At 64.3% G+C, this 19,556-nt stretch carries 14 protein-coding genes and 1 pseudogene; 6 read left to right on the plus strand and 9 right to left on the minus strand.

Annotation, left to right across the window (positions count from 1 at the left end; genetic code table 11):
* Positions 1 to 11: 11 nt before the first annotated feature.
* Entirely contained in the window at positions 12 to 2,642 is a 2,631-nt protein-coding gene (gene prsT, locus ACYVL5_RS19495) for a tetratricopeptide repeat protein (protein ID WP_460597248.1), read from the minus strand.
* A gap of 512 nt (positions 2,643 to 3,154) precedes the next feature.
* Here prsT and ACYVL5_RS19500 point away from each other — a divergent pair.
* A complete protein-coding gene (locus ACYVL5_RS19500) occupies positions 3,155 to 3,829 on the plus strand; it encodes a PEP-CTERM sorting domain-containing protein (RefSeq protein WP_460597249.1) in 675 nt (224 codons plus the stop codon).
* 179 nt (positions 3,830 to 4,008) lie between these two features.
* A complete protein-coding gene (locus ACYVL5_RS19505; RefSeq protein WP_460597250.1) occupies positions 4,009 to 4,719 on the plus strand; it encodes a CAAX prenyl protease-related protein in 711 nt (236 codons plus the stop codon).
* A gap of 65 nt (positions 4,720 to 4,784) precedes the next feature.
* On the opposite strand, the gene ACYVL5_RS19510 is transcribed toward ACYVL5_RS19505, so the two are convergent.
* The 6 genes from ACYVL5_RS19510 to ACYVL5_RS19535 form a co-directional block, all read right to left on the minus strand.
* On the minus strand, positions 4,785 to 5,003 hold the full coding sequence (locus tag ACYVL5_RS19510; protein WP_460597251.1) for a GSU3473 family protein: 219 nt from the start codon (positions 5,001 to 5,003) through the stop codon (positions 4,785 to 4,787).
* A 284-nt stretch (positions 5,004 to 5,287) separates the two neighbouring features.
* Positions 5,288 to 6,442: a polysaccharide biosynthesis/export family protein gene (locus tag ACYVL5_RS19515; RefSeq protein ID WP_460597252.1), complete on the minus strand. Its 1,155-nt coding sequence runs from the start codon at positions 6,440 to 6,442 to the stop codon at positions 5,288 to 5,290.
* Positions 6,443 to 6,697: 255 nt separating this feature from the next.
* Positions 6,698 to 8,071: a TIGR03013 family XrtA/PEP-CTERM system glycosyltransferase gene (locus ACYVL5_RS19520; protein WP_460597253.1), complete on the minus strand. Its 1,374-nt coding sequence runs from the start codon at positions 8,069 to 8,071 to the stop codon at positions 6,698 to 6,700.
* A 320-nt stretch (positions 8,072 to 8,391) separates the two neighbouring features.
* Entirely contained in the window at positions 8,392 to 9,210 is an 819-nt protein-coding gene (locus ACYVL5_RS19525) for a flagellin N-terminal helical domain-containing protein (RefSeq protein ID WP_460597254.1), read from the minus strand.
* A gap of 701 nt (positions 9,211 to 9,911) precedes the next feature.
* Positions 9,912 to 11,216, minus strand: a complete 1,305-nt coding sequence (locus tag ACYVL5_RS19530) for an NAD(P)/FAD-dependent oxidoreductase (protein WP_460597255.1) — start codon at positions 11,214 to 11,216, stop codon at positions 9,912 to 9,914.
* A gap of 51 nt (positions 11,217 to 11,267) precedes the next feature.
* Positions 11,268 to 13,355 (minus strand): M1 family metallopeptidase, encoded by a 2,088-nt coding sequence (locus tag ACYVL5_RS19535; protein ID WP_460597256.1) that lies wholly within the window; start codon positions 13,353 to 13,355, stop codon positions 11,268 to 11,270.
* A 296-nt stretch (positions 13,356 to 13,651) separates the two neighbouring features.
* Here ACYVL5_RS19535 and ACYVL5_RS19540 point away from each other — a divergent pair, with 296 nt between their 5' ends.
* On the plus strand, positions 13,652 to 14,503 hold the full coding sequence (locus ACYVL5_RS19540; protein ID WP_460597257.1) for a ChaN family lipoprotein: 852 nt from the start codon (positions 13,652 to 13,654) through the stop codon (positions 14,501 to 14,503).
* Here ACYVL5_RS19540 and ACYVL5_RS19545 read toward each other — a convergent pair.
* Together ACYVL5_RS19545 and ACYVL5_RS19550 are read right to left on the minus strand one after the other, a co-directional pair.
* Positions 14,485 to 15,048, minus strand: a pseudogene (locus ACYVL5_RS19545) (DsbA family oxidoreductase); the annotation flags it as partial. The gene ACYVL5_RS19540 and the pseudogene ACYVL5_RS19545 sit on opposite strands and share 19 nt — an antisense overlap.
* Positions 15,049 to 15,167: 119 nt before the next feature.
* The gene (locus ACYVL5_RS19550; RefSeq protein ID WP_460597258.1) at positions 15,168 to 16,460 is read right to left on the minus strand and encodes a porin; all 1,293 of its coding nucleotides are present in this window, start codon (positions 16,458 to 16,460) and stop codon (positions 15,168 to 15,170) included.
* 185 nt (positions 16,461 to 16,645) lie between these two features.
* Between ACYVL5_RS19550 and lexA the strand changes: the two genes are divergently transcribed.
* From lexA to dinB, 3 genes are all read left to right on the plus strand, one after another.
* Positions 16,646 to 17,251 carry a LexA family protein gene (gene lexA / locus ACYVL5_RS19555; RefSeq protein ID WP_460597259.1) on the plus strand — a complete coding sequence of 202 codons (606 nt, stop codon included), beginning with the start codon at positions 16,646 to 16,648 and terminating at the stop codon, positions 17,249 to 17,251.
* Positions 17,252 to 17,254: 3 nt separating this feature from the next.
* Entirely contained in the window at positions 17,255 to 17,503 is a 249-nt protein-coding gene (locus ACYVL5_RS19560; RefSeq protein WP_460597260.1) for a hypothetical protein, read from the plus strand.
* A 66-nt stretch (positions 17,504 to 17,569) separates the two neighbouring features.
* A complete protein-coding gene (dinB, locus tag ACYVL5_RS19565; RefSeq protein ID WP_460597261.1) occupies positions 17,570 to 18,799 on the plus strand; it encodes a DNA polymerase Y family protein in 1,230 nt (409 codons plus the stop codon).
* Positions 18,800 to 19,556 lie beyond the last annotated feature (757 nt).

Genomic DNA, 19,556 nt, shown 5'->3' on the forward strand with positions numbered 1-19,556 from the left:
TCCCTCTGCCCTTACCTGAGTTCGGCAAGGAGCATGTGAACTGCGTTGACATCCGGCCCCGCGCCGAGCGCGAGGGCCTTTTTTACCGCCTGCTGGGCCCTGGCGCGGTCACCGTTGGCCCGGTAGGCCAGCGCCAGGTGGTACTGCACCGACTGCTCGGAGGAGAGGGAGGCCGCCCGCTCCAAAAGCCTCACCGCATCGCCGCGGCGGCCGTTCTTCAAAAGGGCGTAGCCGGTGGTGTCCATCACCTGCGGGTTACCCGGGTCGAGGCGGTAGGCGGCCACCGCCAGCCGCAGCGCCTCCTGCGGGGTCCCGTAGCCGTCGGCCATGAGGCAGGCCAAGTTGTTGAGGGCCGGGACGAAGCTTGCGTCGGCCTGCAGGGTGCTCCGATAGAGCCCCGCCGCCTCCTTCTTGCGGCCGGTGCGGTCGAGGAGAGCAGCGCGGGCGAACTGGGCGGCGATGTGGTCGGGGGCGAGGCTCAGGGCGTCCTGGTAACAGGCAAGCGCCTTGTCGAACTCGCCGCGTGCCTCGTGAAGCCCCCCCTGGACGAGCTTGGCCTCCACACTCCTCGGCTCGGCCCGTACCCCGTTCATCGCCTCCCTGAGGGCGGAGGCCAAGTCCTTCTGGTGGCGGTAGACGGAGGCGAGCAGCAGGTAGCCGCGGGCGGAACCGGGCTCATGGTCGATCACCCCGCGGGCCTCCTCGATAGCCTTCCCCCCCTCACCCATGGCGAGGTAGGTGGCGATCTTCAGGGAAACTCCCGCCTCCCGGTTCACCCCTTCCAGCTGGTCGAAGACCTTGAGCGCCTCCTTGTAGCGGCGGGCCTCGGTCAAAAGCCTCCCCTTGGCCTCCAGGGCCGGCCCCTTGGGATCGCTGCGGATGACCTCGTCGAGCGCCTTCAGGGCCTCGTCGCTCTTCCCCTTCTTCCGGAGGTAGCCGACCTGGGCGAGCAGGGCCTCGGTCTTGCCGGTCTGGGCTGCCAGCCGGTACTGGGCGGACGCCTCGGTCTCGCGGCCGGCGAGGTCGTAGAGGGCGGCCAGGGCCAGCATCCCCCGCACGTCGGCGGGGTTGCGAAGGAGCAGCGCCCCGAGCTCGGCGATGGCGCGGGGATAGTCGCCGGAGGCGGCGTAGTAGGCGGCCAGGTTGTGGTAGGTGGCGCTGAAGGAAGGGTCGGCCTTCTTGGCGGCGTCCAGCGCGTTCAGCCCGGCCTGCTTGTTGCCGGTGGCGAACTGGAGGGCGGCCATGGCGTTGTCGATGGCGGCATCCTCCCGGCCGCCGGTCAGCCCCTCCTTAAGGACCGCGAGCGCCTTGGCGCTTTTCCCCCGGCGCTGGTAGTGGGAGGCCAGGAGGAGCCGGTTGCCGAGCCGGTCGGGGGTGGCGCTCACCGCGCTGGCGAGCTCGCTCTCACCGAGGCTCTCCTTGCCGCGGCTGAAGTAGTAGAACCCCTTCTTCAGGTGGGCGGAGGCCATCTTGGCGTCGAGGGCGGTGGCGCGGTTGAGCTCGGAGAGCCCGTCCTCGAAGTGCCCCTGGGTCATGTAGGCGGTCCCCAAGAGCTCGTGGGCCAGGGCGTCCTTGTCGTCGCGCCGCAGCACCCGCTGGATCTCCGCCACCGCGTCGTCGAGCCGTTTCTGCCGGATGAGGATCTGGGCGGTGATCAGGCGGGCCTGGCGGGATTCGGGGACCGCGTCGAGGATCTTGCGGAACTGGCTCAGGGCCATCTCGAACTGCCCCTGGTTGTAGAAGCAAAGACCGAGGAAATGGTAGGCCTCGAGGGTGGGGCCGTTCTTGAGGGAGGCCTGCAGGGAGGTGATGGCGTCGTCGTAGCGGTGGCGCTGGTAGTTCACCAGCCCCTTGAGGCGGTGGCCGTCGCCGCGGCGGGGATACTTGGCGATCATCTGGTCGGCGGAGGCCTCGGCCTGGGCGAGCTCCCCCTTCTCGATCTGGATCAGCCCGAGCTTGTAGCGGGCGGTGGTCTCGGCGGGCTCCATCTGGAGGATGCGGCTGTAGACGGCGGCCGCGCGGTCGAGGCCGCCGCTGCCGCTTTCCACCGAGGCGAGGAGGTAGAGCGCCTTGAGGTTCCTCGGTTCCCCCTGCACCACCTCCTCCAGAAGGGTCTTGGCCCGGCCGGGCTGGCCGGTGGCGAGCTTCAGCGAGGCGAGCGCGATGCGGGCGCTCCCCTGCCCGGCCGCGATGGCGCGCGAGAGGCAACCTTCGGCCTCCTGGTAGCGGCTCAGGACCAGGTAGGAGGTGCCGAGGATCTCCAACGCCTCGGGATGGTCCGGGTGCTTGGCGAGGTACCCCTCGCTCAGCCTGGCCCCCTCGCTCCCCTTCCCCTCCAGGTTCAGCACGCGGGCAAGTTCCAGGACCGCCTCCTCGCGCGAGGGGTTCTGGGTGAGCACCTTGGAAAACTCCTTCTCGGCCTGTTCGTACTTGCCGAGGGCGAGGTAGGCCCGGGCCAGCTGGTAGCGGGCGTCGTTGAAGTTGCCGTCTTTCTCCAGCGCGCTTTTGAAGTAGACCACGGCGCCGGAGGGATTGGAGGCGTCAAGCTGCTTGACCCCCTCGGTGTAGAGGCTCTCCTTGGTATTGCTGCTGCAAGCGGCGCAGGTCAATAGCACGCAAAACGCTATGACGGGCAGTCTCATAGCTCCCCTCCAGGATCTCCTAATGAGCACGTTGGTGAATCCGTAACCATTAAAAGTCATTGTCGAAATGTTTAACAGAAAAGTCGACACCGTCAAGAAAAATTTTACAGAATTAATCTTTCTGCCCGCCAAAAACCTTATAAGTCGGCGTTATAGCTGGGGCGAAGAGCTTCTCAGGAAAAACCTGGGGTGCCGGCGACGCCCCTTCGCCAAGGTCGTTTTAAAAAACTTTTTCTAATTTAAAGGTTACCCATCTTCATTCCCCGAGTGTATTCCCCAACTTAGCCCATCCTGGCCCCGCCGGGAGGCCCCGGGCCGGCAAAAGTCCGGCCGCCCCCCCTCCCCCCCGCCGTCCGGCACCGGCGCCCCCCCATGTGTCGGCGTCCTTTACAGAGTCATCCTCCCCTCCGGAATGGAATTCGTTTATTATTGGCGACTTACAAACTGGCACTCCAGTTGCACCAGAGCGGATGACAAGCGGCGATTCCATCGATTGAGAAAAGGAGGAGGACATGAAGAAGCTCTTAACGCTACTCTGTGCGGCGATCTTCTTTGCCGCCATGGCACCCGCCGCAATGGCGACACCTGTCTACAGCGGTGATACCTACGCCAACTTCGGTGTCGGCAACAACCCGACCTCCGGCGAGGCCGGGTACTACATCTGGAGCAACGACCCCGACCGCCGCAGCTGGTCGCTCCGGTGGACCGGCGGGAGTACGGGGAACGAGAACTTCTTCGGCACCTTGAGGATCTCGCTGCCGGCCACTTCCAACACGGTCGACTTCGAGACCTACACCTTCTTCGGCTTACCCGCCGGTGACGTCGCCTACTCCATGCCCTTTAGCGGCAGCGACTACATCACCTTCAAGGCGGTGGAGGGAGCCGGCTGGGACGGGATCGACTTCACCGTGGGGGGAGTTCCCGGCGACCTGATCAGCCTGAGCCTCGGGGGGGACCTCTTCAACGGCACCCCGGGCGACACCGTCACCCCCTCCAACATCTTCATCGGGCAGGGGCTCGGCAACCCGGTGGCGGTGGTCGGCAACTACCTTCCCCCCTGCGGCACCCTCACCCCGGTCTTGAACTTCGACATCCCGGCACCGGTGCCGGAACCGGGCTCCCTGGTCCTCCTCGGCGCCGGCTTCCTCGGGGTGGCCATCTACTGCAAACGCCGCAAAAACGCCTGATTGACCCTATAGGGTAACCCACCGGCAAGGGGCGGCACCGGACGATGCCGCCCCTTGCGCGTCCGGTCGCCGCCGCTTCCGACCGCTGTAAAAGACGCCGACACCGCCTCGCCTTGCGAGGCGGCCGGCGTCTTGGCCGTTCCAGGTGGCAAAATGACCGCCGTCCTACGGAGTCCCCGATGAACGAACCCGCAGCCACTGCCGTCTCCCGCCGCGCCATGGCGACGCGCGTGCTCCCTTTCGCCCTTTTCATGGCCGGCATCGCGCTCGAGGAGGGGGTGGGGCTCGCTTCCCGCTGGGGAGGGAGCGGGATGACGGCCGGAGGGGGATACTACCTCTACCCGTTGAGGGCCATCCCGGTCGGCGCCCTGCTTCTCTGGTTTCTTCCCGAGTATCACGAGCTTCGTCTGGATGAGCTGCGGCGGTTGGGGAGGACGGCGGGGGTGGTGGGTATCGGCCTGGCGGTCTTCGTGGCCTGGGTGCTTCTGGATGGGAGAATCGGGCTGGGCGAGGTAGGCGCCTTCAATCCGGCGGCGCTCCCCGACGGGGCGGTGAGGCTCGTGCTGATCCTGTCGCGGGCGGCGGGTGCCGTGCTGGTGGTGCCGCTCATGGAGGAGATCTTCTGGAGGTCGTTTCTGATCCGCTTCCTGGTCGACCCGGACTTCGAGTCGGTCCCGGTCGGCCACTTCACCTGGCAGTCGTTTCTGGGGACCGTGGTGCTCTTCGGGCTGGAGCATCACCAGGTGGTGGCCGGGATGGTGGCCGGGGCTCTCTACAACGTCCTGCTCTACCGCACCCGCAGCCTGGCGCTTTGTGTGCTGGCCCACGCGACCACCAACCTCGCCCTGGCCGTCTACGTGGTGGCCACCGGGAGCTGGGGCTTCTGGTAACGGTTCCGACGGATGTAAATGAGCCCGACATCATGAAAACCGGCTGTAAAAGTTACCGACACCGGTCATTCGTACTCGGTAAAGCGGGGCTTGTTCAGCGACCTGCGCTCCACCCCCTTGTACCGGGAAGGGTCGCCCATCGTCCGGACCGGATCCACGCCCACCACCACCCACCCGGAACTCCTTAAAAAACGCGCAACTACGCCCGCCTCGATCAGGCTGTCGAGCATGAAATCCTTGACGTAGTCGTAACGATTATTCGTCCAGTGCACCTGAACAAGCATGAAAGTTCCTCCCCCTGCCAAGTGGCGACTTGGCCTTCAGGCATTGGAATCCATGTCGGTTGAGTGGCCTCGATATATAGCTGGGAGATACGTTAGCAAGAACCGGACCGGCGACGTTAAAAAATACCCATTATCCCCGCGCCCGCGCTAACCGGTCGGAATGACAGGGATAAAAAAAGGGGCACGAGGAAGAACTGCCCCGTACCCCTGCCCGGAAGGGCCGGGCCTACTGTCGGAATGTTGTCACCCGGTGGGACCTTCCGACACCGGGACGGCCGCTTCTCTTACTTGAAGGTGATCATCTGCATGACCCAGTTGCCCGAGGAGGTGAGCGGCGCGCTGGCGCTGTAGGTGCCGGTCGCGGTAACCGTGCGGTCCTGGGCGATGTCGCTGTCCGGGCTGGTGATGACCCGCGAGGTGTAGCCGCTTCCCGCCGCGCTGGTCCCGGTGGAGACCGTGTTGGCGGCGAAGAGGAGCTCGTTGGCGGTGGTGGTGGTCACCGAGCCGCTGGAGCAGGTGGTGCCGCTTCCGACGTTGCTCACCACCTTGTCCATCGCCTTCAGGCCGGAGTACTCGAGGACCCTGATGTCCGGGTAGCTCGCCGAGGCGTTGAAGCTGATCTTGATCTGGTTGGTGCCCCCCTTGATGTTGGGTGCGTAGTAGATCGACTGCCGCACCCCGGTGCCGGTCATGGCATCGGCCATGGTGTAGCTGTTGCCGAGGGTGTCGGTCACCGAGTTGACCCCGGTGGTGCTGTCGTTTCTCCCCACCACCACGTCGTTTTGGTCGGCGAACTTGCTGAAGCCCCCCGACTCGAGGATGGCCTCCATCACCTTCATCCCCGGCCGATACTCGAGCGCCTTGGGGGTGTTGACCGCCCCCACCACGTAGACGCTGTGCTCCTTGAGTACCGGCATGAAGAGGGAATCCCCCGACTGCAAAAGGACGTCCTGCTCGATGTCGCCGTCCACGAAGAGCCGGTAGAGATCCGCCTTCACCTTCTTGCCGTTACGCAAAAGGTACGAGCTCTTGAGGTCGGCGAGCTTCACCTCGGGGAGCGTGCAGAGAAGCTGCAAAAGCGTCGTGCGGCGGGAGAGGTCGTAGACGGCCGCCTTGACCCCGGAGCCGAAGACGTACACCTTGCTGTTGGTAATGTCCTTCACGGTGACGGTTACGATGGGGTTTTTCACGAGCGACTTGAGCTTCTCGGTGAGAACCCCCTGCAGCTGGCTCGGGCTCTTCCCGCTCGCCATCACCTCCCCCAGCCCCGGCACGGTGATCTTGCCGTCCGGCCTCACCTTGACCGGGAAGTTCAGGTCCTTCACCCCCCACACCGAGACCTCCAGGGTGTCACCCTCCCCCACCTGGTAGTCACTGGCCGGCAGGGCGGCCGGCAGCAACAGGCACAGAATAACCAGCAGCATCGTTCTCACGCTCATGGCTCACCTCGGGGTGTGAATGGAACGGCTCCTCCGCGACAAAAGCCGCCGGTATCGGGGAGGAAGACGCCTTCTGCTTGAGTTTTAGATTAGGTAATTATAATAAAAGATATCACACGCAATGGATTTCTCAAGGCGGGTGCCTCATTTCACCCCCGCACCAAGTAACGGGGAAATCGCTGTGACAGTGGCGGTTACTACCGATTGCTTGAAGCGACACCGCAACAATGGCAACCCCTCCGGCGGCAAACGTTCCTACCGGCTCCCGACGCCGAAAACCACCACCTTCACGGTCTCGAAGATGATCTGGGAGTCCAGCAGGAAGGAGTGATTCTTGATGTAGTAGAGGTCGTAGCGGAGCTTCTCCAGGGCGTCCTCCACGGTGGCGCCGTAGGGGTAGCGGACCTGGGCCCAGCCGGTCAGCCCCGGCTTGAGGATGTGGCGCTTGGAGTAGTAGTAGATCTGGCTCTTCAGGGTCTGCACGAACTCGGGACGCTCGGGGCGGGGGCCGATGAAGCTCATGTCCCCCTTGAGGACGTTGAAGAGCTGGGGGAACTCGTCGATCCGGTACTTCCGGAGGACCCGCCCCACCCGCGTCACCCGGTCGTCGTGCTCGGAGGCCCAGACTGCCCCGTCCCGCTCGGCGTCGGTCCGCATGGAGCGGAACTTGTAGAGGGTGAAGAGCTTCTCCCCGCTTCCCACCCGCACCTGCCGGAAGAAGACCGGCCCCGGGGAGTCGAGCTTGATGGCCAGCGCCACCAGCGGGAACAGCGGGGCGATGACCGTGAGCACCGACAGCGAAAGGAGCATGTCGCTTACCCGCTTGAGGAAGAGGAAGAGCCGGGTCTTGTGGAAGCCGGCGGAGAAGATGATCCACCCCGGGGTGATCTCCTCGAGGAGCAGTTTCTCGGTCACCGTCTCGTAGAAGGAGGGGGCATCCATCACCCGCATCCCCTCCAGCTTGCACTGCAGCATCTCCTGCAGGGGGAGCACGCCGCGCCGCTCGGAGATGGCCACCACGATAACCCCCACCTTCGCCTGCAAAGCGGTGCTTAAGAGGTCGCCGTTGGCGGCCACCAGCAGCTCGGGCGGGACCGGTTCGGCATCGCGTTCCACCTGCTCGGCACAGGCCAGGTACCCCGCCAGGGTGAAGTGGGTATCCCCCTCCTCGATCATCCCCCCGAGCTGCCTGGCGAGGGGCCCGGTCCCCAGGATGAGCACCCGCTGGCACAGGTGAGAGGAGCGGACCGCGAAGGCGGAGAAGGCATGCCACAGGAACTGGTAGACGAAGAAGATGAATACGCAGAGCGCCAGGTCGATGTCGATCAGCACCACCGAGTGGGCGAGGTAATCGATCACGAAGAGGATGAGCAGCGCGGTCACCCCGGCCTGCAGGGAGTTGATGAAGATCTCCCACTTCTTGCAGCGCCGGTCGACCGTGTAGACGTCCATCAGGTAGGAGGAGAAGAGCTCGGCCGCCACGAAGACCACCGCGGTGCGGGCGAAGAGTCCCGGGTTCCAGTACCGGCAGATCTCGGAGCCGCCGAAACAGAGGACCGCCGCGGAGAGCAGGGCCCCCACCGCCAGCAGGGCGTCGACCAACAGCATGAGAATAAGGCGCATCTTCATATCGTCCGACCTCGAAGAATGAGTCACCGCCAGCCGAGGAGACGCCGGGCCTTAGGGGAGCCGAAGTTCATCGGATGATTTTCCGCAAGCAGGCCCGACCGGAGTTTCCTGAGATTGGCCCCCTCCCGTTGCCGTTGGCCGGCGGAGGCGTCCCCCCCCGGCCTGGCCGCCCGGCCCGGGAGGGAGAGCCGGCAGCGGCGCGGGACCGGCCGCCGGCGGGGACGGGGGAGCTGGTTGATCAGGCAAGGAGCGGTCGAATTTCATCATGCGGCACCTGCCGGGGGATGGGCGGGATGGAGGCCTCCATCCCGCCCTGGATGCTAAAACAGTCTCAGGACGGCCTGGGCCGCCTGGGAGGACATGCTGAGGGAGGTGGTGCCCAGCGACTGCCGGGTCTGCAGCATCAGCATGTTGGCCCCCTCCTCGTTCATGTCGGCGAGGGTGAGGTTGTCGGCGCCGGTCAACAGGGTGTTGGTCATGGCGTCGGTGAAGCTTTGGCGGGTGGTGATGATGTTCAGGTTGGCGGCCAGGGTCTGGGTGTTGGTCCTCAGCACCGAGATGGCGGAATCCATCAGGGCGGCGTCGGTGGTGATGTCCGAGGAGCTCTGCCAGTTGTTGCTGGCGGTGGCGAGGCTCAGCCCCTGGGAGTTGGCGAGGAAGCCGATGACGTCGAGCTTGGAGGAGCCACCCTCGTTGAAGATGACGGTCAGCGTGTTGATGGAGCTAAGCAGGTTGAGACCGCGATACCCGGAGTCGGAGGAGAGGTTGTCGATCTGGGTGCGGATGGTGTCGTACTGGGCGGCCAGTTTGGACTGGACGTTGGTATCGCTGGTGGAGAGGGCCGATTGCGCGACACCTTTGGCGGCCGCGATGAGGCCGGTGATGGCGCTGATGCCGGCGCTGGCGGCGTTGACCGTCTGCACCGCTTCGGAGAGGCCATCTTTACGGTCGGAGAGGTCGCTGGCCCGCTGGTTGGCGTTCTGCGCGGCGAAGTAGTTGGTCGGGTTGTCGAGGGCACTGTTGACCTTCTTGCCGGACGAGAGCCTCTGTTGGGTGCGGTTCAGCAGCGAGCTGGTCTGCTGCAGGTAGAGCAGGTTGGTCCTCATCCCGGCGGTCAAGGAAATGTCGTTCACGGTCATGGCGAATCCTCCTTTTCTGGGCGGCCCGGCCTTCTGCCGGTGGTTTTCTTACCGAAACGCTTGGGGCGGTTGCCGGTGGGCAGTGGACACTCCCCCAACGGGTCCCGCTTGAGCTCACTTACTAGGTATCGGCAGCGCCGCCATTGACTTAAGATTTTTTTAATTCGTTTTTTCAAATTTTTTCAGTGGGGAAAAAAAAGCGGCGCAAGGGGATGGGCCACGGGGAAGATCACTGAAGGAGAGGCTTTAGAGAGGGGAACGGCGAGGCAGAACCAGAGAGGGGCCCGGCAGGGACGGCAAAGGGGCCGCAACCGGAGACAGAGGCGGAAAGGGGACTATTCCCCCTTCTTGTGGAAAAGGGCCAGGAGGCTGACCACCAGCCAGAGGACGAAGGTGCAAAGGACGAATAACTTCACGACTCCTCCTTGAGAGAGTGACACGTGATGGTACCCGTGAATGAGCGGGCGCGACAGGACCGTTCGGAACATCGGCAGGAAGTAAAAGGCGCGGCGGGCGTCGGGGAAAACAGTTATAACGGTACTACAGACGCCCCCACTGTCAAGAAGGCAACCGTCTGAGAGATCAAGGAGGCATCCGTATGAGAGATCAAGGAGGCGATCGTCTGAGAGAGCGGTTCCGGCCAAGCGGCGACACCGGTTCAGTGGCCCGTCCCCCTCGTGCGGGGCGGGCCACCTCCCGGCTTACTTCGGCGCCTCTTCCCGCTTCTCCCCGCCCCTCAATAGGAACATGCGCCAGTCCTGCCCCAGGATCAGCCGTGCGCCGCGCTTGAAGGTCATGTAGGACCATCCCCAGTGGAAGACCACCTGGAGGCGGTTGGCGAATCCGGTCAGGTAGTAGATATGGACGAAGAGCCAGGCGAGCCAGGCGATGAAGCCGGTGAAATGGATGTTGCGGAACTGCCCCACCGCCTTGTTCTTCCCGATGGTGGCGAGCATCCCCTTGTCGAGGTAGCGGTACGGCTTGCGCGGCTGTCCGGCCAGGTCCCGCAGGATGTTGCGGGCCGCCTTTTTCCCCTGCTGGAGGGCCACCGGCGCAAGCCCAGGGAGGGGATTGCCGTCCCGGCCGATGAAATGGGCGAGATCCCCCAGCACGAAGAGGTAATCGTGTCCCTTGACGCTCAGGTCCTCCTCGACCAGGACCCTCCCCTGCCGGTCCAGCGGCACGCCGAGGAGCGCCCCCAGCGGGGAGGCCTTGACCCCGGCCGCCCAGATGACGGTCCCGGCCGGGATCCGCTCGCCGCAGGCGACCACGCCGTGGCGGTCCAGGTCGGTCACCACGCAGTCGGTCTGCACCTTGACCCCGAGCTTCTCGAGCTTGTCGGTGGCGTTGGCGGAGAGGTCGCGGGAGAAGGCGGGAAGCAGGCGGGGTCCCCCCTCGATCAGCACCACCCGGCTCTGTCGGGGGTCGATCCTGCGGAAATCCCTGGCCAGGGTGAAGCGGCTCATCTCGGCGAGCGCCCCGGCGAGCTCCACCCCGGTAGGCCCCCCGCCCACGATCACGAAGGTGAGCAGACGCTGCCGCTCCACCGGGTCCTCGCTCATCTCCGCCTGCTCGAAGGCCAGCAGGGTCCTCCGCCGGATCTCGCGGGCCTGCTCGATGCTCTTCAAACCCGGCGCGGCCTGCTCCCACTCCTCGTGTCCGAAGTAGGCGTGGTTCGACCCGCTGGCGAGGATCAGGTAATCGAAGGGGATCGGATCGAGCTCCTTGACGATGACGCGCTTGCCGGCGAGGTCGAAGCCGGTCGCCTCGGCCAGGAGCACGGTGATGTTCTGGAAAGGCGCGAGGATGCTGCGGATCGGCGCGGCGATGTCGGCGGGGTTGAGCCCCGCCAGGGCCACCTGGTACAAAAGAGGCTGGAAAAGGTGATGGTTGCGGCTATCGAGAAGGGTCACCTGGACCCCGGGCTTGTTACCGAGCGCCTTGGCGGCGTTGAGCCCGGCAAAGCCCCCGCCGATGATGACGACCCGTTTTGCTGCCTGATTCATAGAGACCGGCTCCTTGGAAATTAATTACTAGAGAAGAGTACACGGGAAATCTCACTTTCCAAGTTCCACGGTCACTGAAGGGTCGCTGCTGGAGGGGGTCCCCTTGGCCCGGTTGCTCCCCCCGGCGAAGAGCAGGTAGCCGTACTTGCCGTAATGGGTGATCTTGGCCCCGTACTGGAGGGCGGCCCGGCCGGAAAGCGGGAGGTAGAGGGCGGCCACCCGTCCCGGTGCCTGCGGGCGGGGCATGACGGCGATGAGCAGCGCATCGGGGCCCGCAAAACGCTCCCCGGAGAGGGTGATCGCCTCGTCGGTCGCCGTGATCCCCTCCGGCAGCGGCGGAAGGAGCGAGCGGTCGGCGGGAAGGCCGCAGAAGATCAGGTCATGGGTGGTGTCGGAAGCGTCGAGGCGGTCCTCACCCACCAGCAAAGCCCCCTGCTGGGAGAGGGAGGCGAGCAGATTCATGAAGGGCTCCCTCCCCGCCTTGCAGTCGCCGGTCATCACCCCGACCAGGGAAGAGGCACCCTTGATGCTGTTGACGGTGGCGGGGAGCTCCCCTTTCCCCATGATCCTGAAGACGTCGGCATCGGGGTCGAGGAGGAGCCGGCCGGGAAGGGTGGCGCTGTAAAGGGTGAAGGGGGTCTCCTCCCCTTTGAGCGCGACCTTTTGCCGTATCGAACCCTGGGCGCTCTCCAGCCTGAGCGGGACCTGGAGCTGGTAGAGCGGCTCGCCCTGGCGGATCACGCCGGAGACCGCCCAGCCGTTACCGTCCCGCTTCCTGGCGACCCCGGCGAGCGAGAGGCGGGGGCCGCCGGGACGGGTGAGGAACTCGCCGACGAAGGGGGCCAGGTTCTCACCGGAGGCTGCGGAAAAGGCCACCACGAAATCGTTCCAGGTGGCGCTACGGTACATCCGCTCCCGTGCGACCTGGCGAAGCCCCTCGAAGAAGGCGCGGTCGCCGATCCGGGTACGGATCATGTGGAAGAGCATGGCCCCCTTCCCGTACCCGATGGCGCGGGACTGCGGATCGCTGCGGCTTAGGAAGGCGGTCAGGGGGAAGTCGGTGGCCGGGGAGACCAGCGAGGCGTAGTCGATGAGGAGCTGCCGGCGATACTCCTTTCCCTCGGCGGCCGATCTGCGCTCCTTGAGAAGGTAATCGGCCAGGTAGGTCACCAGCCCCTCGCACCAGTTACCCTGGGCGGGATCGACCCCTATCCCGTTTCCCCACCAGGAATGGGCGATCTCGTGGGGAAAGCTCGTGTCGACGATAAAGGGAAGCCGGATGACGGAGCCGCCGAGCAGGGTGAAGGAGGGGAAACCGTAGCCGGTGGGAAAGAAATTCTCCACTACGGCGAACTTCTCGAACGGGAAGGGGCCGAAGAGATCGCTGTAGAACTTGATGTAGCGGGCGGCGGCGTCCAGGTAGCGCGACGACAGCGCTGCGTTGTCCGGGTAGAGATAGCTGTAGAGGTCGATGCCGTCCACCCGCCGTTCTTCTATCTTGTAGTAGCCGGCCACCAGCGAGAGGCACCCCACCGGGTTGGCCTCCCGCCAGACGCTCCTGGTCACCTCCCCCACCGTCTCGCGGGAGAGCCGTTTACCGTAGGTGAGCCCTTCCACCCCGGCCGGCGCCTCGATCCTGGTGGTGCGGCGGGCCGGGACGTCGGAGGGAATCGGGTACCAGAAGGAGCCGTCCCCCAGGAAGGTCCCCTCCCGGGAGATGGTGCCGTTCACCCCGTAACTGGGGTCCTCGCCCGCGGCGGGGCCGGTGGAGGCACGGTCGTTGAAGAGGGCGTGGTAAGAGATCCCGACAGTGATCTCGTCTCCGGCCGCGGGAAGCGGGACGGAGAGGACGCCGTTATTGAACTCGTAGGGAGCTTTCTTACCCGCCACCTCGACCGCGTCGATGCGGGCCGACCTCGCCAGCCGCAAGGTCGCGCTCCGAGGTCCCGGGGCGAAGCCGATGGTCGTGCGGCCCTCCACTAGATGCGCCTCCGGCTTCAGCGTCACCCCCACCTCCTGCCACCGCACCGGCTGGCTCGCGTCAACCGCCGCGGCCGCCGGCAGGCACCAGAGTAACACCGCGCCGGCCACCGCCATCCACCACCCGCCTCGTCCGCCCGAGAATACCTTACCCTTCATGAATCGTCCTCCTTCCACCGGATACCAACTCACTAGCTTTGCAAACTTTATCCCGGTCCCTTCGTGCTTCATTTACCCTCTCCCCTAAAGGGGCGAGGGGATACTGGATCTCTGCCCCTTGTATAGTCATTCCCTCGCCCCCCGGGAGAGGGTGGCCGAAGGCCGGGTGAGGGAGGTTTTTATCCTCGCCCCCCACCACGTTCCGCGCCGGCCACCGGCGCCTCCTTGTGGCCGCGGCCATTGGGTTGTACCCTTTAGATTGTCGACGCCGACTACCGCAGGGAAGGAGGTGGACCGTGACGGGGAAGGCAATCCTGGTGCTCCTGGTGCTGCTGTCGATTCAATTAGTCCCCACCCCGGGGCAGGCGGACGAAAACATCGTGCGGATGAGCGACGGGATGTTCGTCACCTACCGCGAACTCCTCGACGCCGCCGCCAGCTCCAACCTGGTCCTTATCGGAGAGACCCACGACAACCGCGGTCATCACCTGATGCAGCTGAACCTGATCCGGTCCCTGTGGGAGCGCGATGTCCCGCTCGCCATCGGTCTCGAGATGGTCTCGACCGACGGGCAGCAGGCCCTGGACGACTGGGTGGAAGGAAAGATCGACGAGGCCACCTTCCGGGCGATCTTCACCGCCGGCTGGCCGATGGACTGGACACTGTACCGTGACATATTCCTCTACGCACGAGAAAAGCGGATCCCGATGGTCGCCCTCAACATCCCCGCCCCCCTGGTCAGGAAGGTCGCCCAGCGCGGCTTCTCGTCCCTCACCGCGGAGGAGCGGAAGGGGCTGCCGGAAGGAGCCAGTTGCGACCTCAACACCCCCCACACCGCCTTTCTGAGAAAGACCTTCCTCTCGATCGGCCCCCACCGGGCGGTCACCAGCACCTTCACCTACTTCTGCGAGGCCCAGGCCCTGCGCAACAGCGGGATGGCCCTCAACATCGCCCGCTACCTCAAGCGCCACCCCGGTACCAGGATGGTGGGGCTGACCGGGATCTGGCACGCCATCAAGGCCGGCATCCCGGTCAAACTCGACCAGGATGGCGACCGCTTCACCTCCACCGTCATCCTTCCCCTCTTCCCCGACCTCCTGCCGCAGCAGGTGGGACCGGACAACGCCGACTACCTGGTGGAATTCTGACCCTGCCCCAAAACCAGCGCCTCGAGATCCCGATACGGACGGAATCCTACCAGGCGCCGGTCGCCACAGAGAAAGGCGGGCACCCCGTTGATCCCGAGGGCTGCCGTCCGCCGCCAGTCGTCTCCTACCTCCTTGGCGCAGAGCCCCTCCTCGAGGACCCGGCGGCACTCCTGCGGGTCGAGGCCGGCCCGCTCCGCCGCCGGAAGGAGTTCCTCCCAAAGGGCGATGTTTCTCCCTTCCACGAAGTAGGCCCGGTACACGCTTTTCTGATAGGTATCCAGTAACCCTATCCGCTCGGCGTACTTCCCGAGCTCCTGCGCGTGACGGCTGTTGTAGGTGCGCGAACGCGGGGTAAGGGGAAGGCCTACCTCCTCGGCAACCAGACCGAGCCGCTCCTGGACGGCCGCCAGGTCGATGTCCCGGCCGGCAAAGAGCTCCGAGAGCTCCATCCCCTCCTCCGGTGTGTCGGGATGGAGCGGAAAGACCGTCCACTTGAAGCGGACGCCGTGCTCCTCTCTGAGTCGATCAGTACGGACCGTACTGAAGTAGCACCACGGTCAGATGTAATCGAAGAAGACTTCGACCAGGGTCGGGCTTGGCATAGTAACTCCCTTTATCTCTCTGTTCCAGTGATAAGTGTACTACATCCAGTGAGCTGCACCTGCTACCACGATTTGTTCCAGAGCACCGTCAAGCCGTGTCCGGACCTTCCGTCCCGGATGAAGCCCGACTCCCAACCGTAGGCGAGGTACACTTCCGAGTTCCAGAAGAAGGCCGAATCGAGGCTGATGGTGGCGGCCTTGCCGGTCCGGGGGCGGAAGGTGACGACGTCGGCGACCTCGACGGTGGCGCGCTCTCCCCAGATGTAGGAGCCGGTCAGGCTCAGGTAGAGGAAAAAGGCGAGTTCGCGGCGATAGGAGAGCGAGCCGGAGGCGTAGTCGGTGGCTCGCACCTGGTCGTAGATGATCCCGCTGTAGTGGGAGCGGATCAGGTCGTCCTCCTCGCTGGGGAGTGGCCCCCCCTCCACCAGGAAGGCGTTATAGCGGTCGCCGTCGCGGGAACTGGTGGCGCCTGCGTTGATGTTCAAAAGCACACGGTTTTTCTCGGAGAGACCCGGAAGGCCGCCGGCCGCCACCAGGTAACCGCGCAGCTGCTGGAAATCGTGGCGAATTTCCCCGCCGGCCGGTTCCAGCGACCTCCAGCCTTCGCGATTGAGGTAGTCGGCGTCCAGGCCGAGCGCCACCCCGCGATGGGCGAGCTCCAGGAGGTTCCTGGTCAGCCCGTCGTAACGGGCTCTCAGGCGGGCGCCGTAGAGGAGCGTGTCGGGGGGAATGACGACATCGGGGCCGGTCCCGTGGCTCCGCTCGGCATAGAAGTAGCCGATCCGGCCAAGGAGCTGGAGCTTGATGTTGTTGTCCACCCCTCCGGGGGCCACCGGGATCCTGATCCCCGGGCCGGCCGCCCCGATCGCCCAGCCGTAGGTGGCCGCGGTGGCCTTCACCTCCCGGTTGTTGGCGATCTCGGTGATGTCGCCGGGGAGGGTGAAGTTCTCGAAGTGGGTGACCAGTTCGAAGGTCCCGAAGCGGCGGTCGTACTCCAGCTCGTTTTCGAAGATGCTGATTATGTCGCGGGTGCGGAAAGTGTCGTCGGCCCGGCGCAGAAAGAATGCACCCACCGGCAGGCCGCCGATGCTCCCCTGCCGCGGCTTCAACACGGTCCCCCCCATGGTGAGGGAGGTGAGCCGGCTGCGATCCCGGGGAGGGATGGGAATCCAGCGCCCCATGAAGGGAACCTCGCGCGACTCTCCGGCCAGCGGGGTGTGGTACTCGGAGAGCTCTTCCGGGGACTGGGCCCTGAGCGGCCCGGCCGAAAACAGCACCAGCGCGCTGGCAAGAAAAAGGGAGGCGGACGCGGCCGAGCGAATTCGTGGAATGGTGAGCCGTTGCGGGATGATCATGGGGGGCCTCGCTCAGGTGGATGCAAAGTCCGGAAGACACATTAGACGCATCAAATATAATACACGATAATGAATCCTCAACCCCGTCGCTTATAACCTTTCCCCCACTCTTTCGGCCCAGATTCCCCCTTGACAACCTTTGGTTACCACCTGATATGGTTGTCACAAGATAACCAGGAGGGGGTATGGAAGAGCTCACGTCACGACAACAGCAGGTCCTCGGTATCGTCACCGACCACATCAACCAATACGGCTATCCGCCGAGCCTGAGGGAGATCGGGAAGGAACTGGGGGTAAGCGGTACCTTAGGGGTGATGAAGCACCTGGAGGCCCTGGAGAAGAAGGGATACCTGCGCAGGCAGGAAGGGAGCACGCGGGGGATCACGCTGGCCAACCAGGCCCAGGCGGTAAGCCTCCCGATCGTCGGGGTGGTGCGGGCGGGGACGCTCCATCCCGCCATCGAGGAGATCGAGGGGCACTTCGCCATCGACCGCTCCCAGATGCAGACCGGGGGGACCTTCTTTCTGAGGGTGAAGGGGGACTCGATGATCAACGCCTGCATTCAGGAGGGGGACCTGGCCCTGGTGCGCCCCCAGCCGACCGCCGGCAACCGCGACATCGTGGTGGCCATGGTGGCCGGGGAGGCGACCCTCAAGCGCTTCTACCGCGAACCGCACCGGATCAGGCTGCAGCCCGAGAACCCCAACTACGACCCGATCATCATCAACGAGGGAGAGGGGGAGGTCTCCATCGTCGGGAAAGTAGTTGGCATCTACCGGCAGATGGAGTAGCTTATGCAGCGCATTGCCGAACGGGTGCGGGTGGCGGCCATCTTCGCGCCGGGAGCCGGGGTCAAGCCGGTCTGGTTCGAGTGGCGCCGAAACAAGCACGCGGTGACCGAGCTCTCATACGTCTGGAGAAGCAGCGACGGCTCCGGCGTCAGGCTCCACTTCGCGGTGAGCGACGGGGCCAACCTCTTCGAGCTGATGTTCGACCCCGCCGACCAGAACTGGACCCTGGAGGGTGTCGAAAACGGCGGGTAAGGTGAGGATGGGGTAGCACGCCGCGGCTCGACTGTCGGCAATAGCATCGGGTTAAGGATAGACGGCGTGGACTCCCAGCGGATCATTCTCCACATCGACATGAATGCCTTCTTCGCCTCCGTGGAGCAGCAATCCAACCCGGAGCTGAGGGGAAAGCCGATCGCGGTCATCGGGGCGGCCAAGCGCACCGTCATCACCACCTGCTCCTACGAGGCCCGCGCCTTCGGCGTGAAGACCGGGATGAACGCCTGGGAGGCGCGCCAGAAGTGCCCCGAGCTGATCTTCGTGGTCGGCAACAACCGGAAGTACACCTACACCTCCACCGAGATCATCAAGATCATGCGGGAGTACACCCCGATGGTGGAGGTCTTCTCCATCGACGAGGCCTTCCTCGACGTCACCGGCTCCCTTGCCCTCTTCGGCTCCCCCGAGCGGATCGCCAACCTCATCAAGGAGCGGATCAGGGAGGGATTAGGCCTCACCTGCTCCGTCGGCATCGCCCCGAACAAGCTCCTGGCCAAGCTCGCCTCCGACATGCAGAAGCCCGACGGCCTCACCATCATCCCCCCCGGCGAAGTCTCCCGCATCCTCGAGCGGGTCCCGGTCAAGGACATCTGCGGCATCGGGCCCAAACTCCAGCAACAGCTCACCAAGCTCGGCGTCCGCACCTGCGGCGAGCTCGGCAGGTTCCCGGTGGATATCCTGAAGAGGAAGTTCGGCGTGGTGGGAGAGAAGCTCCACCAGATGGGGCTTGGTATCGACCACACTCCCGTCGTTCCGGAGGAAGAAGCCGAGGAGGTGAAGACCGTCGGTCACAGCACCACCCTCGACAAAGACATCACCGACCGAGACGAAATCCTGCGCTATCTGCTGCAGCTCTCCGAGATGGTAGGCCGGCGGGCCCGGCGCTACCAGGTTGCCGGCAAGACCATCACCCTCACCATCCGTTATTCCGACTTCACCACCTTCTCGAGGCAGGCCAGCCGCTCCAGCCACACCAACAACTCCGAAGAGATCTACCGCGGCGCCGTCATGCTGCTGGAAACCATCGACCTCACCCAGCCGATCCGCCTTTTGGGGGTGAGGATCAGCAACCTGGACCAACAGGCCGAGCAGTTGCCCCTCTTCGGAGAAGACCGCAGGAAGGCGCTGTTGGCTGGGGCCATGGACGCCGTCAACGACCGTTTCGGCGAAAGTTCCGTCACCTTCGGCACCCTCTTAGGCCAACGCAACACCGCCAAGATAATCTCCCCCGCCTGGCGTCCCGAAGGCCTCCGGAACGTCGACGTCGAGTAGAAGTTAAAACCCCCCCGCCCTCCCCTCCCCATCAAAGCCCGCAGCCCCCGATCACAAAGGAGCACCGGGTAGCCGAAAGCAGTTTCGTTATAGCCGTTAGCCAGGTCCTGTTAGTGCAGCTTTCCAACCGCCCCGATCTGAGCTCTCAACTCCGGGTGGATGGTTCGTTATCACATTGGCATCGAGGTTGAAATCCTTGATCCGCAGTAGCAGGCATTCAAATAGTCTCACTCCCCCGTCGAACGTCATTGATCTTGTTCATGAATTCTCCTTTGACATTAAACACCAAGCTATATATAGTTTCCCCTACCTAAAATCAGATCGCACTGAGCCTCCTTCATATCAAGCAGAGGAGTTATCAGCAGAGACGGAAAGGCTATGCGACAAAACGCCGGGACTCCGTGGCCGCAATCCCCTACCAAAGAGTGTCGAGAAAGATGGTTCGGGAACAGACCACGTTTGAAAAACGGCAGCGAGGCGGATGTGCAGGTCCGGCCATCCCCCCAAATGGAACAAATTTCCAGACCTGAGACGGAAGGACATCGTCCACTTAGGGGGCCCATCGTAACCCAAACACGATTTTTAACCACCAGGCTGGGTGGATGACAGGATCCGGTCAATTACATGGTTGAACTAAGCCGCTGGCGCGGCAACAGTGAACCATCAAAAGGCGGTCTCTCAGGAGGCTGCCTTTTTTATTGGCGAATGTGACTATCCTTTCAAAGAACGGCCAGATCTGGCCGCAATTCAACGAAAG

Source organism: Geomonas sp. Red276, assembly GCF_054784495.1.

Bases quoted from the DNA above. Each gene is read 5' to 3' on its own strand.
- ACYVL5_RS19520 (WP_460597253.1), bottom strand. From the start codon at position 8,071: ATGAAGATGCGCCTTATTCTCATGCTGTTGGTCGACGCCCTGCTGGCG.
- ACYVL5_RS19505 (WP_460597250.1), top strand. From the start codon at position 4,009: ATGAACGAACCCGCAGCCACTGCCGTCTCCCGCCGCGCCATGGCGACG.
- lexA (WP_460597259.1), top strand. From the start codon at position 16,646: ATGGAAGAGCTCACGTCACGACAACAGCAGGTCCTCGGTATCGTCACC.
- ACYVL5_RS19510 (WP_460597251.1), bottom strand. From the start codon at position 5,003: ATGCTTGTTCAGGTGCACTGGACGAATAATCGTTACGACTACGTCAAG.
- ACYVL5_RS19530 (WP_460597255.1), bottom strand. From the start codon at position 11,216: ATGAATCAGGCAGCAAAACGGGTCGTCATCATCGGCGGGGGCTTTGCC.
- ACYVL5_RS19550 (WP_460597258.1), bottom strand. From the start codon at position 16,460: ATGATCATCCCGCAACGGCTCACCATTCCACGAATTCGCTCGGCCGCG.
- ACYVL5_RS19515 (WP_460597252.1), bottom strand. From the start codon at position 6,442: ATGAGCGTGAGAACGATGCTGCTGGTTATTCTGTGCCTGTTGCTGCCG.
- ACYVL5_RS19525 (WP_460597254.1), bottom strand. From the start codon at position 9,210: ATGACCGTGAACGACATTTCCTTGACCGCCGGGATGAGGACCAACCTG.
- prsT (WP_460597248.1), bottom strand. From the start codon at position 2,642: ATGAGACTGCCCGTCATAGCGTTTTGCGTGCTATTGACCTGCGCCGCT.
- ACYVL5_RS19500 (WP_460597249.1), top strand. From the start codon at position 3,155: ATGAAGAAGCTCTTAACGCTACTCTGTGCGGCGATCTTCTTTGCCGCC.
- ACYVL5_RS19560 (WP_460597260.1), top strand. From the start codon at position 17,255: ATGCAGCGCATTGCCGAACGGGTGCGGGTGGCGGCCATCTTCGCGCCG.
- ACYVL5_RS19535 (WP_460597256.1), bottom strand. From the start codon at position 13,355: ATGAAGGGTAAGGTATTCTCGGGCGGACGAGGCGGGTGGTGGATGGCG.